Origin of the sequence: Pseudomonas putida (genome assembly GCF_002741075.1) — a bacterium.
GTDB classification, from domain to species: Bacteria; Pseudomonadota; Gammaproteobacteria; order Pseudomonadales; family Pseudomonadaceae; genus Aquipseudomonas; species Aquipseudomonas putida_T.
On sequence record NZ_CP016634.1, the window covers coordinates 4720981 to 4736167 of the forward strand.

Here is a 15187-nt window from a genome sequence, read left to right on the forward strand (position 1 = left end):
GAGCGGTAGCTTGCCGCAGTTTACCCGGCAGGCAAACGCCTGTATATGTATATACAAGTTAAACAATAACAGGATTTCACCCGATGCCTGCCTTTTTCGCCGAACGCGCCCTGCTGCCCACAGGCTGGGCCAGCAATGTCCGCCTGGAAGTTGCCGAGGATGGCCGCCTGACCCATGTCGAGGCCGATGCCTCGGCAGAAGGCGCCGAGCGCCTGGGCGGCCCGCTGCTGCCGGGCATGCCCAACCTGCACTCCCACGCCTTCCAACGCGCAATGGCGGGCCTGGCGGAAGTGGCCGGCAACCCCAACGACAGCTTCTGGACCTGGCGTGACCTGATGTACCGCCTGGTGGGCCGCATCACCCCCGAGCAAGTGCAGGTCATCGCCCGCCAGCTGTACATCGAAATGCTCAAGGCCGGCTACACCTCGGTGGCCGAGTTCCACTACGTTCACCATGACCACAACGGTCAGGCCTATGCCGACCCGGCCGAGCTGTCGCTGCGCATCAGCGCCGCCGCCGCCGACACTGGTATCGGCCTGACCCTGCTGCCTGTGCTCTACAGCCACGCGGGCTTCGGCGGCCAGGCACCGAGCGAGGGCCAGCGCCGCTTCATCAACTCAAGCGACCAGTACCTGCGCCTGCAGGAGCGCCTCGCACCGCACCTGGCGGCACAACCGGCACAGCGCCTGGGCCTGTGCTTCCACTCCTTGCGCGCGGTCACCCCGGGGCAGATCGCCGAAGTGCTGGCCGCCAGCGATCAGGCGTGCCCTGTGCACATCCACATCGCCGAGCAGCAGAAGGAAGTCGATGATTGCCTGGCCTGGAGTGGTCGCCGCCCCCTGCAATGGCTCTATGAAAACGTCGATGTCGACGCGCGCTGGTGCCTGGTCCATGCCACCCACGCCGAGGCCGACGAAGTCAGCGCCATGGCTCGCAGCCGCGCCGTGGCAGGCTTGTGCCTGACCACCGAGGCCAACTTGGGCGACGGTATCTTCCCGGCCGTGGACTTCATGGCCCAGGGCGGGCGCATGGGCATCGGCTCGGACAGCCACGTTTCGCTCAGCGTGGTGGAAGAGCTGCGCTGGCTGGAATACGGCCAGCGCCTGCGCGACCAACGACGCAACCGACTGTATCGCGACGACCAGCCGATGGTCGGTCGCACCTTGTACGATGCAGCACTGGTCGGCGGGGCCCAGGCGATGGGCCAAGCGGTCGGCGAGCTGGCCGTCGGCAAGCGCGCCGATTGGCTGGTGCTCGATGGACAGGACCCTTATCTCGCCACGGCCAACGGCGATGCCATCCTCAACCGCTGGCTGTTCGCCGGGGGTGATCGCCAGGTGCGCGATGTGATGGTCAATGGACAGTGGGTGGTTCGCCAGGGGCGGCATGAACAGGAAGCCGAGAGCGCCCAGGCGTTCGTCGAGGTCCTGCGTCAGTTGCTCGACTAGCCGTATGGGGCTGCTGCGCAGCCCTTGAGCTTAGCGCCGTAGATGTGGACGCAACTGTCTTGTCTCGATCTGCAGGCTTGCGCTGGCAGCGTGTAGGAGCGGGTTTACCCGCGAACACGGGCCAAGCCCGTGTCATCCACCGCGTTGCCTGCGTCGCGGGTAAACCCGCTCCCACAAGGTTCGCCGCAAGCGTTCAAAGACAATGCATGTGTCGCGAAAGGGGCGCTAAGCGCCCCAATCTCAATGATCAGTGCGAAGCGACAATCTGCTTGTCCGAGGCACGCCAGATCAGACGGGTAGTGTCATAGCCTTGCTGGCGCGCCTTGGCCAGCAGGCTCTCGCGCTCCACCGCCGGAAGGGTCTGCGTCCGCGAGAGCAACCACAGGTATTTGCGGTCCGGGCTGCCGACGATCGCGGTGCGGTAGCGTTCGTCCACATACAGCACCCAGTACTCGCCCTTGGCCACGCCCGGCACCAGGTTCGTGAACCAATTGTTGAATTCCACCCACAGCCGGTCGTTGTGCCCCGGCTCTTGCGGCCAGGCAGAACCTTCGGCGCGCAGCCACTCGCCATCGAACATGCGGCAGCGGTTGAGCACACCCATCGTGCCATCGGGCCGCAGGTTGTAGTGCGCCTCGGACTGGGCGCAGTCACGCTGGAATGTCATCGGCAAGCGTGCCAACTCGTACCATTTGCCTTCATAGCGCTTGAGGTCGAGGTTACCGACAGTCTTGGGTACCAGCGGGTCGGTCGCGGAAGTGGCACAGCCGCCCAGAACGATCGCCGCGCAGAGCGCCAACAACAAGTGCAAACGCTTCATTTGAGACCCTGCCCGGAATAGATAAGGACTTTGTCGGCCGCGTACTGCACGCTGATGAAGCTCTTTTCGTCCCCCCAGGTGCAGCTGCTCATGCCCAGCGCCCCCGAACACTCGGCCGGCGTGCCGAGCAGTTGCTCCACCTCAGCCTTGCTCATGCCCGTCTTGAGCTTGGAATAGTTTTCCTGGTTGATCTTGCTGCAAGCGGTCAGGACGACGCACAAGGACAACAGGGCGAGGGAACGCAACGACATGAAGGGACACTCCTGGAGATGAAGGCACAGGCATGGTGGCCTGCAGACAGCTTAGAAGACAAAAAGCCGCCTCGGTTCCCTGCTCCCCTGGTTTTCACCCTACGCCATTGGTCGGCTGGTGCGCAGCGTGAGACGCTGATCACAGCCCGGAAACGATTGCGGGGCAGTTCACCCCCACGTCAGGCGTGGGAGCGATACTGCCCCGCAATCGATTCAAACGCTCAGAAGCGCGAGCCCGGCTCCAGCAGAAAGTCCATCTCCTCGCTGGTGCTCGGCCGTCCCAGCACCAGGTTGCGGTGCGGGAAGCGACCGAAGCGGGCGATCACCCGCCGGTGCTGCTCGGCGTAATCGAGGAAACCCTCGAACAACCGGGCATTGGCCTCGGGCTGCTCGTCGAGCAGCATCTGGTAGCGCTCGACACACAGGTTTTGCCAGTCCAGCACCTCGGCATGCTCCAGCACTAGCAGCACGAACACGCGCTGGATCGGCAGCAGCTGGTAGTCCCAGCCCTTCTGCAGACCCTGCATGGCGACCACTTGGGCACGACGGTCGCCATCGAAGGCGCGCGGCGTGTCACGGTGGATCATGCGCGGCAGCTGATCGAGCAGCAGAAGCAGCCCCAACCAGCCCTGGGGGCTCTGCTGCCACTCGTCCAGACCACCGGCCAGGGCATGCTCGACCAGTTCGCCGAAGTACTCACGGGCTTCGTCGTCATGGTGCTTGCCGAACCACAGCGAGCTCTTCTCGTCAGCCACGGCCTGGGGGCTGCTGCCCCATCCGAACCACCATTCCAGTAACGGCTGCCAAGGTGCGAGCATGACTTACTCCTTGTGGTAGGCGGTGACGCGCTCGACCTCTTCCTTCGAGCCGAGAATCACCGACACGCGCTGGTGCAGGCTCTCTGGCTGGATGTCGAGGATACGATCGTAACCGTTGGTGGACGCGCCGCCAGCCTGCTCGATGATGAACGACATCGGGTTGGCTTCGTACATCAGGCGCAGCTTGCCCGGCTTGCTCGGCTCGCGGGCATCGCGTGGGTACATGAACAGGCCGCCACGGGTGAGGATACGGTGCACGTCGGCCACCATCGAGGCGATCCAGCGCATGTTGTAGTTCTTCTTCAGCGGACCGGTCTCACCCGCCAGCAGCTCGCCCACGTAGCGCTGAACCGGGGCTTCCCAGTGACGCTGGTTGGACATGTTGATGGCGAACTCGGCGGTGCTCTCCGGTACGCGGATGTTCTCGTGGGTCAGGACGAAGCTGCCCAGTTCACGATCCAGGGTGAAGCCCTTGACGCCATTGCCCAGAGTCAGGATCAGCATGGTCTGCGGGCCGTAGATGGCGTAACCGGCGGCGACCTGCTGGGTGCCTGGCTGCAGGAAGGCTTTTTCGTTGAGGGTTTCGTTCTGGCTCAGGTATTCGTTAGGGCAACGCAGTACCGAGAAGATGGTGCCGACCGAAACGTTGACGTCGATGTTCGACGAACCATCGAGCGGGTCGAAGACCAGCAGGTAGGCGCCTTTGGGGTATTTGCCCGGGATCTGGTAGGCGTTGTCCATTTCTTCGGAAGCCATGCCGGCCAGGTGGCCACCCCATTCGTTGGCTTCGAGCAGGATGTCGTTGGAGATGACGTCCAGCTTCTTCTGCACTTCGCCCTGCACGTTTTCGGTGCCCATGCTGCCCAGGACACCGCCCAGGGCGCCCTTGGAAACGTGGTGGCTGATTTCCTTGCACGCACGCGCCACCACTTCGATCAGGAAGCGCAGATCGGCAGGGGTATTGTTGCTGCGGGTCTGCTCAATCAGATAGCGACTCAGGGTAACGCGGGACATGTATGGCTCCGAAATGGAAAGGGGGAGAAAAACCCCCGCAGTTTACAGGGAGAGTAACGGGCTAGCGAGTGATGAGACTCGCCACGGCTCTCAGACGGCACAATAGGTGGGTAGTTCAGCCCTCGCCAGGCCGGTGGTCGGGGTCAAGGCCGTTTCGCAGGCAAACCCACGCCAATGGCGTCACCTCAGTCCAACGCCTTCCAGATCTCGCTGGCATATTCGCGAATGGTCCGGTCCGAAGAGAACCAACCCATGCGCGCCGTGTTGAGCACCGCCATGCGCCACCAGTCCTGTGGCGCATGCCACAGCGCCTCGACCCGCCGCTGGGCGTCCCAGTATGCATCGAAATCCGCGCACACCAGGAAACGGTCATAGGCCACCAGCGAATCCACGAGCCCGGTGTAGCGCGCCGGATCATCCGGCGAGAACACCCCGCTGCGGATCGCCTGCAACACATCGGCCAGTCGGCTGGACGCGGCGACCGCCGCCCCGGCGCCAAAATCACCCGAACGCCGCCGCTCCTCCACCTGTTGGGCGGTCAGGCCGAAGATGAACATGTTCTCACCGCCCACCTGCTCGCACATTTCCACATTGGCGCCGTCGAGGGTGCCGATGGTCAGCGCGCCGTTGAGGGCGAACTTCATGTTGCTGGTCCCGGAGGCTTCATAGCCGGCCGTGGAAATCTGCTCGGAAAGATCGGCCGCTGGAATGATGCTCTCGGCCAGGCTCACGTTGTAGTTGGGCAGGAACACCACCTTGAGCAGGCCACGCACGGTCGGGTCGTTGTTGACCACCCGGGCGATGTCGTTGGCCAGCTTGATGATCAGCTTGGCCTGGTGATAGCTGGCCGCGGCCTTGCCCGCGAAGATCTTCACCCGTGGTACCCAGTCGGTGCCTGGCTCGGCACGCATGGCCTGGTACAGGGCCACGGTGTGCAACAGGTTCAGCAATTGGCGCTTGTACTCATGGATACGCTTGACCTGCACGTCGAACAGCGCCTGCGGATCGACCGTGACCCCGACCCGGTCCTGAATGATGCTGGCCAGCGCCCGTTTGCTGTGCAGGCGCTGGGCGGCGAATTGCTTGCGGAACGTCGCCTTCTCGGCAAACGGCACCAACGCCTTGAGCCTGCCTTCCGGGTCGTCCAGTACCTCTGGGCCCAAGGCCTCGACGAGCATTGCGGTGAGCTGCGGGTTGGCCTGGTACAACCAGCGGCGGAAGGTGATGCCATTGGTCTTGTTGTTGATCCGCTGCGGATACAGCTTGTGCAGCTCGGCGAACACCGTGCTTCGCATCAGCCGGCTGTGCAGGGCCGATACGCCGTTGACGCTGTGCGAGCCGAGGAAGGCCAGGTTACCCATGCGTACCCGACGGCCATTGTTCTCCTCGATCAGCGACACCGCCCGCAGCACGTCGAAATCATGCAGGCCTTTGGCCCGCAGGGCATCGATGTGGTAGGCATTGATCAGGTAGATGATCTGCATGTGCCGCGGCAGCATGCGTTCCATCAGCGCAACCGGCCAGGTTTCCAGGGCCTCGGGCAGCAGCGTGTGGTTGGTGTAGGCCAGGGTGTTGACGGTCAGCTCCCAGGCGGTATCCCAGGGGATCTCGTGCTGGTCTACCAGCAGGCGCATCAGCTCGGCCACGGCAATCGACGGGTGGGTGTCGTTGAGCTGGATAGCCGCCGCGTCCGGCAGGTTGAGCAGGTTGTCGTGCATGTTCAGGTGGCGGCGCAGCAGGTCCTGCAGCGAAGCCGACACGAAGAAGTATTCCTGGCGCAGCCGCAGCTCTTGGCCCGCCTCGGTGCTGTCGGCCGGGTAAAGCACCCGCGAGATACTCTCGGCCCGTGCCACTTCGGCCACCGCTCCCAAATGATCCCCCGCATTGAAGCGCTCCAGGTGCAGCTCTTCCAGTGCCCGTGCCCGCCACAGCCGCAAGGTGTTGACACTGGCCCCGCGCCAGCCGACCACTGGCGTGTCGTAGGCCACCGCCCGGACTGTCTCGCCTGGCCACCAGACTTGGCGCGGTTGGCCATGAGTGTCCTGCACCGTCTCGACGCTACCGCCGAAGCTGATCGGGTAGATCACCTCGGCCCGCTCGAACTCCCAGGGGTTGCCGAAATCCAGCCAGTTTTCAGTCTGCTCCTGCTGCCAGCCATCGACCATGGCCTGGCGGAACAGGCCGTGTTCATAGCGGATGCCGTAGCCATGGGCGGCAATACCCAAGGTCGACATGCTCTCCATGAAGCACGCTGCCAGCCGCCCCAGGCCACCATTGCCCAGCGCGGCATCCGGTTCGAGCAGGCGGATGCGCTCAAGATCCACGTCCAGGCCTTCGAGCGCCTCACGGGCGATGTCCAGCAGGCCGAGATTGCTCAGGCTGTCATAGAGCAGACGGCCGATGAGAAACTCCAGCGAGAGGTAATAGACCCGCTTCTGGCTGCGTCGATACGCCTGGCGTGTGTGATCCATCCAGTGATCGACCATGTGATCGCGGGCAGCCAGGGCAATGGCTTCGAACCAATCGTGATCGAAGGCATGCTCCGGGTCCTTGCCGACAGCGTAAGTCAGCTTGGCCAGTACAGCGGCGCGGAACTCAGCCACCTCTGCATCACGCGCTTTGGGTTCCTGGGACATGCGGCATCCTCGGGCAAGTTGACGAAAGCACAGGTTGTTCAGCCTAGACGCTTCGACACAGAGCGTCAGCGAGGGTTCGCGGATTTCATGCCCGCTCGGCGATTCCGGCAAAAGGTTGTTCATAAATTGAACAACTCCGGTATCATCGCGCGCCCCAAACCGTGATACGCCCCCTAACGATGAAACCGACCCTGATCGCCGCCGCCGAAGTCGACCGCCTGGAAACCTGGCAACGCTATGCCAGCCACATGTGCGGGGGCTGTCACTCGACCTGCTGCACCTTGCCGGTGGAGGTCAAGATCAAGGACCTGATCCGCATCGGCGTGGTGGACGAGTTCGAAAAGGACGAACCGCCGAAGAACATCGCCAAGCGCCTGCAAAAGGACGGCATCATCGAACGCTTCAACCAGAAGTCGGGGATCTTCACCCTGACCCGAATGAGCAACGATGACTGCCTGTACCTGGATCGCAAGAGCCGGCTGTGCACCATCTATGACAAGCGCCCGGACACCTGCCGTAACCACCCGAAGATCGGGCCACGCCCGGGGTATTGCGCCTACAAGCCAAAGACGACAGTTCGCTGATACGAACGCAGCGGCTTAGCTTGGGAAACTCTTGCACGCACCGCCCTTATCCTTGGGCGGGCCTGCGGGGAAGGTTTCCGGCATGACGCTGACAGGGCTGGTTGCCGTGAACCCATCGGCAAACACGGCCTCAATGAACCGTGCTTGCCAACCTGCCTGCGGGGGCGTCCAGTCAAGTGCGAACGCCTGGCTGGCGGGCAGGGTTTCCGGTTCGTAGCGAATACCACAGGCGTAGCGAAAATCACGGTCATCCTGGTTAGCCGCCGTCCATAGCTTCACAGCGACGGGCATTTCCGATAAGCGTACCTCCACACGCCCCCGCTGACCCGCCGAGGAAATCTTCACGGTCGGCAGTGGCTGGTCGTTTTGTACACGCGCGATCAAAGGGACCAAGGTACTGACCACATGGGCGCGCACGCCCCCATGGTTCGAGTTTGGCAGAACCCGGACACTCGCCTGCCCAGGCATACGCTGCAGATAGTCCGTCACTGGGTCCGGCGCGAAGAAATCATCTCCGCTCGCCGATATCAGGTACTTGGGTATCGCCAGGCGCTGCCCAGGCTCATCCAGGTACTGCATCGGGTCCATCATCGCCATCAACCTGTCGAATCCAGCGCTGCCCAGTTGCTGCAACACCCCGGCCTCCTGGTACGACACAAGTGCCAATGGCCAGCTACCCCCATAGCGTTTACGCAGGCCGACAAGCATTTCAGACGTGTCGGCGACATCGATCACCGCAGGCACGATGGCGATGATGCGATCATCGGCCATCGCCGTGAGCCATGCGCTCCATCCTCGCTTCGACGCACCGGAAATGACGAATCGTTCGATCCCCATCTCCTGCTGGAGCACATCCATCGCCCGACTGGCCACGGCCGCCATCGGCACATGCAACGGCAATTCCGGGGCGGCTTCTTCGCCCCTGAGCCAGGTCGCCCAGGTGTGGGCGACGGCATAGTCCTCTCTCAAGGGCTTCTCGACATCGCTGAAGGTGATTTCCTGATTGGGCGCGTCGGTGATCATGGCAACGACAGTGCGCGTCTGCAGGGCAATAGCGCGCAGAGCCTCTGGAGAATAATCCGGCGATTGGGGTGTTCCGTACCGCACGCCATTGTTCACGACCAACAAGGCATTGTTCGGCAAGGCGCCATCGGGAATGTACAACTCCACGTCATGCTCCCATTGCCGTGGCGCCACGACGGGGGCGGGCGCCCAGTCCTGGGAGGTCATTCGATAACGCTGGAACACATAGCCCGGCTGGGATTCACGTACCTGAAGGGTGTAGTCCAAAGGTTGCTGTCGCACATTCTGCAGATGACAGCCAACGACCTCCTGTGGACGCACCGATGCGCAGTCCTGCGAGACAGTGGCCTCGGTACACGCCACCAAGCTCGGTGCGACCAACAACGCTAAGCGAAACTTCATGCCTACAGCTCCTTCGGGTTCACGCTCCAAACCTAGAAGCCAGCTCCCAAGGCCACAAGGCATGCGGGCTACAAAGCGGCAATACCTACGTTAGATTCCGCCCGTCCCTACAAACCCTCACCAAACACCTCCACAAACAAAAACGCCCCCGGCCTTTCGACCGGGGGCGTTTTCGTTCAGCTCAGGCTAGCGCATCAAGCCTTGGCTTTCTTGGCAGCGCGGGTACGCTCGCCTTCGTCGAGGATCTTCTTGCGCAGACGGATCGACTTCGGGGTCACTTCGCACAGCTCGTCGTCCTGGATGAATTCCAGGGCCTGCTCGAGAGTGTGGCGAACCGGCGGAACCAGAGCGATGACTTCGTCTTTGCCCGAAGCACGCATGTTGTCGAGCTTCTTGCCTTTGGTCGGGTTCACGCCCAGGTCGTTATCACGGCTGTTCAGGCCGATGATCTGACCGTTGTAGATGTCCTGGCCATGCTCGATGAACAGCTTGCCGCGAGCCTGCAGGGTTTCCAGCGAGTAGGTCAGGGCCTTGCCGGTCTCGATCGAAACCAGAACACCGTTCAGACGGCCGGACATGGTGCCTGGCTTCATGGTGTCGTAACGATCGAAGATCGAGGTCAGGATGCCCGCACCGTTGGTCAGGGTCAGGAACTGGTTACGGAAACCGATCAGGCCACGGGCCGGAACGTTGTACTCCAGACGCACACGGCCCTTGCCATCCGGCGCCATGTTGGTCAGGTCGCCCTTACGCAGGCCCATCTCTTCCATGACCTTGCCCTGGGATTCCTCTGGGATGTCGATGGTGACGTTCTCGAACGGCTCCTGCTTGACGCCGTTGACTTCGCGGATGATCACTTCAGGACGGCCTACGGCCATTTCAAAGCCTTCACGACGCATGGTTTCGATCAGAACCGACAGGTGCAGCTCACCACGACCGGAAACCTTGAACTTGTCGGCCGAGTCGCCTTCTTCAACGCGCAGGGCAACGTTGTACAGCAGCTCTTTGTCCAGACGCTCTTTGATGTTACGGCTGGTGACGAACTTGCCTTCCTTGCCGCAGAACGGCGAGTCGTTGACCTGGAAGGTCATCGAAACGGTCGGCTCGTCGACGGTCAGCGGCTTCATCGCTTCGACGTTGTTCATGTCGCACAGGGTGTCGGAGATGAACAGCTCGTCGAAACCGCTGATGCAGACGATATCGCCAGCGGTGGCTTCTTCGACGTCAACGCGGTGCAGGCCGTGGTGACCCATCAGCTTGAGGATACGACCGTTGCGCTTCTTGCCTTCGGTGTCGATGGCGACGACCGGGGTGTTCGGCTTGACGCGGCCACGGGCGATACGACCAACACCGATGACGCCCAGGAAGCTGTTGTAGTCCAGCGCGGAGATCTGCATCTGGAACGGGCCGTCGACGTCGACGGTCGGTGCCGGTACGTGATCGACGATGGCCTGGTACAGCGGGGTCATGTCTTCGGCCATGTCGGTGTGGTCCAGACCGGCGATGCCGTTCAGGGCCGAGGCGTAGACCACCTGGAAGTCCAGCTGGTCGTCGGTGGCGCCTAGGTTGTCGAACAGGTCGAAGATCTGGTCCAGAACCCAGTCAGGACGCGCGCCCGGACGGTCGACCTTGTTGATCACGACGATCGGCTTCAGACCGGCTTCGAAAGCCTTCTTGGTCACGAAGCGGGTTTGCGGCATCGGGCCGTCCTGGGCGTCGACCAGCAGCAGCACGGAGTCGACCATCGACATCACGCGCTCAACCTCGCCACCGAAGTCGGCGTGGCCGGGGGTATCGACGATGTTGATGCGGTAGTCGTTCCAGCGGATAGCGGTGTTTTTCGCCAGGATGGTAATGCCGCGCTCTTTTTCCTGGTCGTTGGAGTCCATCACGCGCTCGTCGTTGAGCTCGTTACGCTCCAGGGTGCCGGACTGGCGCAGGAGTTTGTCGACCAGAGTGGTTTTACCATGGTCAACGTGGGCGATGATGGCGATGTTACGCAGATTTTCGATCACAACTGTATCTCGATCAGAGGATTCGGTTGCCGCCCAGTGTAGGCGGCGAATATGTAAGGTTTGCGGCTCAGCGGGCCCGAGGGTCGGGAGGGCGATGGCGGATGCTGCCGCCATACAGCCCTGGCGTCTTATGTCGGACGATAAACACGCACATTGGCATGTCCCTCACTGAGCAGGTGGTGTGCGTGCAAACGGCTCATCACACCCTTGTCGCAATACAGCAGGTACTGGCGGTTGGCATCCAGATGCTTGAACTTGCTGTTGATCGCATAGAACGGCATGGCCTGGACTTCGACGCCATCGATCACCAGGGGTTCGTCCTCCTGGGCATCGGGGTGACGAATGTCGAGAACGATCTGGCCTGGCAGGGCTTCGGCCACTTCCTCGATTTCGATGTCCTTGCCCAGCTCGTCGATGACGTGGTCGATCGAGATGAACTTGGCGCGCTCCAGGGCACGCTCGAGCACCGCCATGTCGAACTGCTTCTCTTCGTGCTCCATGCGGTGGCGCTTGGCATGGGTGGTCGGGTTCACCGAGATCACGCCGCAGTATTCAGGCATGTGCTTGGCGAACTCGGCGGTGCCAATCTGATAGGCGGTGTCGATGATGTCCTGCTTGTGGCTGGCCAGCAGCGGGCGCAGCACGAGCTTGTCGGTGGCCGAATCGATGATCGAAAGGTTCGGCAGGGTCTGGCTGGACACCTGGGAGATCGCCTCGCCGGTGACCAGCGCCTCGATCTCCAGGCGGTCGGCCATGCGCGCAGCGGCGCGCAGCATCATGCGCTTGAGGGTCACGCCCATGTAGCTGTTGTCGACCTTGTTCAGGATCTCGCCGACCACTTCCTCGAACGGCACGCTGATGAACAGCACGCGCTGACTGCTGCCAAACTTCTTCCACAGGTAGTGGGCGACTTCCATCACGCCCAGCTCGTGGGCACGACCGCCGAGGTTGAAGAAGCAGAAGTGGGTCATCAGACCGCGGCGCATCATCTGGTAGGCCGCCACGGTGGAGTCGAAGCCACCGGACATCAGCACCAGGGTCTGCTCCAGGGCACCCAGCGGGTAACCGCCGATGCCTTGGTGCTGGTTATGGATGACATACAGGCGCTGGTCGCGGACCTCGATGCGCACCAGGACTTCCGGGGTCTTGAGGTCGATGCCGGTGGCGCCGCACTGCTGACGCAGTTGGCTGCCGACGTAACGGTCGACGTCCATCGAGGTGAAGTCATGGTGGCCACCGCGCTTGCAACGTACGGCGAAGCGCTTGCCGGCCAACAGGTGACCGAAGTGGTGCTTGCACTTGGCGACGATGTCGTCGAAGTCGCCCAGCGGATACTCCTCGACCTGCAGGAAGTGGGTGATACCCGGCGTGCAGGTCAGGCGCTCGATCATCTCGCGCTGGATCTTCTCGTCCTCGACGCGGGTGACCACCTCGAGATTGTCCCAGACGCCATCGACCGCGAGCTCAGGATCCAGATCCTTGAGCACGACGCGGATGTTCTTGCCGAGCTGGCGAATGAAACGCTTGCGCACCGGCCGGCTCTTGATGGTGATCTCTGGGAAGACTTTGACGATAAGTTTCATTGGTTTAACAGCGCGCACAGGGCCTGCCGAAAATGAGGGGCGCGAATTATAGCGGAAATTGCTCAAGCTTTGAGCAACTTTTGATCAGAAGCGTTGAGATAAATGCCGAAGGTGCGTTTTGCGCTGCCTGTACCGGCCCTTTCGCGGGTAAACCCACTCCACAAGGGGCACCACCTGCTTTTGATCGCTGTGGGAGGGGTTCAACCCGCGAAAAGCGCTAACGCACCACTTTGGTGCGCACACCTAAAACCATGCCTCTCAAAAGTGCATTTTTCGCCCTGCCTCAGCCCTTAATTGCACGTAACCGCCCCCTTTTGTCCCGCTCTCGCCATTTTCGGGCACTGGCATGCAATTTGCTCTCTTGTGAGGCAGGCAAGCTTGGCCGACTATCCGCGCCCAGCGACACCCTTTTTCCAGGGCAGCGGCCCACCGCGCCCTAGACCATCCGGAGGACACTATGTCGAAGTCGGTTCAACTCATCAAAGATCATGACGTCAAGTGGATTGATCTGCGTTTCACGGACACCAAAGGCGTTCAGCACCACGTGACCATGCCGTCGCGTGATGCGCTGGAAGACGACTTCTTCGAAGTCGGCAAGATGTTCGACGGCTCCTCCATCGCTGGCTGGAAAGGCATCGAAGCCTCCGACATGATCCTCATGCCGGTCGACGACACCGCGGTTCTGGACCCGTTCACCGAAGAACCGACCCTGATCATCACCTGCGACATCGTCGACCCATCGAGCATGCAGGGCTACGATCGCGACCCACGTGCGATCGCCAAGCGCGCCGAAGAGTACCTGAAGAGCACCGGCATCGGTGACACCGTATTCGCCGGCCCTGAGCCAGAGTTCTTCATCTTCGACGAAGTGAAGTTCAAGTCGGACATCTCCGGCTCGATGTTCAAGATCTTCTCCGAGCAAGGCTCGTGGATGACCGACGCTGACGTGGAAGGCGGCAACAAAGGCCACCGTCCAGGCGTGAAAGGCGGCTACTTCCCGGTTCCGCCGTTCGACCACGACCATGAAATCCGTACCGCCATGTGCAACGCACTGGAGGAAATGGGTCAGACCGTCGAAGTTCACCACCACGAAGTGGCGACTGCCGGCCAGAACGAAATCGGCGTCAAGTTCAACACCCTGGTTAAGAAGGCTGACGAAGTACAGGCCCTGAAATACGTCGTGCACAACGTTGCCGACGCCTACGGCCGTACCGCCACCTTCATGCCGAAGCCACTGTACGGCGACAACGGCTCGGGCATGCACGTGCACATGTCGATCTGGAAAGACGGCAAGAACACCTTCGCCGGTGAAGGCTATGCCGGCCTGTCCGACACCGCCCTGTACTTCATCGGCGGTATCATCAAGCACGGTAAGGCCCTGAACGGCTTCACCAACCCGTCGACCAACTCCTACAAGCGTCTGGTCCCAGGCTTCGAAGCCCCGGTCATGCTGGCCTACTCGGCTCGCAACCGTTCCGCCTCGATCCGTATTCCTTACGTCGGCAGCCCGAAAGCCCGCCGTATCGAAGCACGCTTCCCGGATCCATCGGCCAACCCGTACCTGGCCTTCGCAGCCTTGCTGATGGCGGGTCTGGACGGTATCCAGAACAAGATCCACCCAGGCGATGCTGCCGACAAGAACCTGTACGACCTGCCGCCTGAAGAGGCCAAGGACATCCCACAGGTTTGCGGTAGCCTGAAGGAAGCCCTGGAAGAGCTGGACAAAGGCCGTGCGTTCCTGACCAAGGGCGGCGTGTTCTCCGACGACTTCATCGATGCCTTCATCGAGCTGAAGAGCGAAGAAGAGATCAAGGTCCGTACCTTCGTCCACCCGCTGGAATACGAGCTGTACTACAGCTGCTGATCTGATCGGCGCCTCGCGCCGGACTCATCAATGGAAACGGCCTCGTCATGAGGCCGTTTCTGTTTTTACGCACAGTGATTTCAGGCGCGCCCTACCCGCCTGCTCCTTGCGCATTGGCCACACTCGAGTCTCATTTCATGGAGACGATCATGCGCCTGAACCCCCTGACACTTGTCACCGCCCTGGGCCTATGCCTGACCGGCTGCGCGACCGCAAGTACGGCGGCATCCCCGCTAACCCGCCTGCTCGATGACATCGAACAGCGGCTCGACATTGCCGAAGCCGTGGCCCTGCACAAGTGGGATACACACCAGTCGGTACAGGCACCCCAGCGCGAGCGCGAGGTGCTGACACGCGTTCGTCAGAGCGCCGCCGACCATGGGCTTGACGCCGCACGCGCCGAAGCATTCTTCGCCGACCAGATCGAGGCCAACAAACTCCTGCAATACCATTTCTTGAATGACTGGCACCGGCAACGCCAAGCGCCTGATACACCACGTCGCGACCTGACGACGCAGATAAGGCCAGAGTTGGATCAACTGCAAAATCTGCTGCTGCTAGACCTCGCCCAGTTCGACCGCGAGCGTTCCCCTGGTTGCTCACAGCAGTTGGCCGACGCCCTCGCCCAGCGCGCCCTCGACGCCGAACGCCACCTGGCCTTGGTTCGCGCCACCACCCAGCTGTGCGCGGGGCTGTAAGGGCCTATGCTCTATATTGGTGCATCGCACA

The 15187-nt window shown here is 61.8% G+C and carries 12 protein-coding genes; 4 read left to right on the forward strand and 8 right to left on the reverse strand.

Features of this window, described 5'->3' with window-relative positions:
* The first annotated feature begins 83 nt into the window (after positions 1-83).
* The gene (locus IEC33019_RS22055) at positions 84-1448 is read left to right on the forward strand and encodes a formimidoylglutamate deiminase (RefSeq protein ID WP_070090603.1); all 1365 of its coding nucleotides are present in this window, start codon (positions 84-86) and stop codon (positions 1446-1448) included.
* Positions 1449-1695: 247 nt separating this feature from the next.
* Here IEC33019_RS22055 and IEC33019_RS22065 read toward each other — a convergent pair whose 3' ends face one another.
* The 5 genes from IEC33019_RS22065 to IEC33019_RS22085 all read right to left on the reverse strand — a co-directional run bounded on the left by IEC33019_RS22065 (position 1696) and on the right by IEC33019_RS22085 (position 6987).
* On the reverse strand, positions 1696-2268 hold the full coding sequence (locus IEC33019_RS22065; protein ID WP_070090604.1) for a lipocalin family protein: 573 nt from the start codon (positions 2266-2268) through the stop codon (positions 1696-1698).
* Positions 2265-2519, reverse strand: a complete 255-nt coding sequence (gene bamE, locus IEC33019_RS22070; protein WP_043212571.1) for an outer membrane protein assembly factor BamE domain-containing protein — start codon at positions 2517-2519, stop codon at positions 2265-2267. The genes IEC33019_RS22065 and bamE overlap by 4 nt, the downstream gene beginning before the upstream one ends.
* Before the next feature lie 221 nt (positions 2520-2740).
* Positions 2741-3337 (reverse strand): DUF924 family protein, encoded by a 597-nt coding sequence (locus tag IEC33019_RS22075; protein ID WP_070090605.1) that lies wholly within the window; start codon positions 3335-3337, stop codon positions 2741-2743.
* A 3-nt stretch (positions 3338-3340) separates the two neighbouring features.
* Positions 3341-4351 carry a class 1 fructose-bisphosphatase gene (locus IEC33019_RS22080; RefSeq protein ID WP_051099541.1) on the reverse strand — a complete coding sequence of 337 codons (1011 nt, stop codon included), beginning with the start codon at positions 4349-4351 and terminating at the stop codon, positions 3341-3343.
* Positions 4352-4536: 185 nt separating this feature from the next.
* Positions 4537-6987: a glycogen/starch/alpha-glucan phosphorylase gene (locus IEC33019_RS22085; protein ID WP_099593916.1), complete on the reverse strand. Its 2451-nt coding sequence runs from the start codon at positions 6985-6987 to the stop codon at positions 4537-4539.
* 179 nt (positions 6988-7166) lie between these two features.
* On the opposite strand from IEC33019_RS22085, the gene IEC33019_RS22090 reads away from it, so the two are divergent.
* The gene (locus tag IEC33019_RS22090; protein ID WP_070090607.1) at positions 7167-7571 is read left to right on the forward strand and encodes a YkgJ family cysteine cluster protein; all 405 of its coding nucleotides are present in this window, start codon (positions 7167-7169) and stop codon (positions 7569-7571) included.
* A gap of 15 nt (positions 7572-7586) precedes the next feature.
* On the opposite strand, the gene IEC33019_RS22095 is transcribed toward IEC33019_RS22090, so the two are convergent.
* The 3 genes from IEC33019_RS22095 to thiI form a co-directional block, all read right to left on the reverse strand.
* The gene (locus IEC33019_RS22095) at positions 7587-8996 is read right to left on the reverse strand and encodes a PhoPQ-activated pathogenicity-related family protein (RefSeq protein WP_070090608.1); all 1410 of its coding nucleotides are present in this window, start codon (positions 8994-8996) and stop codon (positions 7587-7589) included.
* A 194-nt stretch (positions 8997-9190) separates the two neighbouring features.
* The gene (typA, locus tag IEC33019_RS22100) at positions 9191-11011 is read right to left on the reverse strand and encodes a translational GTPase TypA (protein WP_070090609.1); all 1821 of its coding nucleotides are present in this window, start codon (positions 11009-11011) and stop codon (positions 9191-9193) included.
* Positions 11012-11139: 128 nt separating this feature from the next.
* Positions 11140-12594 carry a tRNA uracil 4-sulfurtransferase ThiI gene (thiI, locus tag IEC33019_RS22105; RefSeq protein WP_070090610.1) on the reverse strand — a complete coding sequence of 485 codons (1455 nt, stop codon included), beginning with the start codon at positions 12592-12594 and terminating at the stop codon, positions 11140-11142.
* Positions 12595-13051: 457 nt separating this feature from the next.
* Here thiI and glnA point away from each other — a divergent pair, with 457 nt between their 5' ends.
* Positions 13052-14458 carry a type I glutamate--ammonia ligase gene (gene glnA / locus IEC33019_RS22110; protein WP_070090611.1) on the forward strand — a complete coding sequence of 469 codons (1407 nt, stop codon included), beginning with the start codon at positions 13052-13054 and terminating at the stop codon, positions 14456-14458.
* Between the two features lie 149 nt (positions 14459-14607).
* Entirely contained in the window at positions 14608-15156 is a 549-nt protein-coding gene (locus tag IEC33019_RS22115) for a chorismate mutase (protein ID WP_070090612.1), read from the forward strand.
* Positions 15157-15187: the final 31 nt, after the last annotated feature.

Excerpts from the sequence above, each read along its gene's own strand:
- IEC33019_RS22055 (WP_070090603.1), top strand. The coding sequence starts at position 84 with ATGCCTGCCTTTTTCGCCGAACGCGCCCTGCTGCCCACAGGCTGGGCC.
- IEC33019_RS22065 (WP_070090604.1), bottom strand. The coding sequence starts at position 2,268 with ATGAAGCGTTTGCACTTGTTGTTGGCGCTCTGCGCGGCGATCGTTCTG.
- bamE (WP_043212571.1), bottom strand. The coding sequence starts at position 2,519 with ATGTCGTTGCGTTCCCTCGCCCTGTTGTCCTTGTGCGTCGTCCTGACC.
- IEC33019_RS22075 (WP_070090605.1), bottom strand. The coding sequence starts at position 3,337 with ATGCTCGCACCTTGGCAGCCGTTACTGGAATGGTGGTTCGGATGGGGC.
- IEC33019_RS22080 (WP_051099541.1), bottom strand. The coding sequence starts at position 4,351 with ATGTCCCGCGTTACCCTGAGTCGCTATCTGATTGAGCAGACCCGCAGC.
- IEC33019_RS22085 (WP_099593916.1), bottom strand. The coding sequence starts at position 6,987 with ATGTCCCAGGAACCCAAAGCGCGTGATGCAGAGGTGGCTGAGTTCCGC.
- IEC33019_RS22090 (WP_070090607.1), top strand. The coding sequence starts at position 7,167 with ATGAAACCGACCCTGATCGCCGCCGCCGAAGTCGACCGCCTGGAAACC.
- IEC33019_RS22095 (WP_070090608.1), bottom strand. The coding sequence starts at position 8,996 with ATGAAGTTTCGCTTAGCGTTGTTGGTCGCACCGAGCTTGGTGGCGTGT.
- thiI (WP_070090610.1), bottom strand. The coding sequence starts at position 12,594 with ATGAAACTTATCGTCAAAGTCTTCCCAGAGATCACCATCAAGAGCCGG.
- glnA (WP_070090611.1), top strand. The coding sequence starts at position 13,052 with ATGTCGAAGTCGGTTCAACTCATCAAAGATCATGACGTCAAGTGGATT.
- IEC33019_RS22115 (WP_070090612.1), top strand. The coding sequence starts at position 14,608 with ATGCGCCTGAACCCCCTGACACTTGTCACCGCCCTGGGCCTATGCCTG.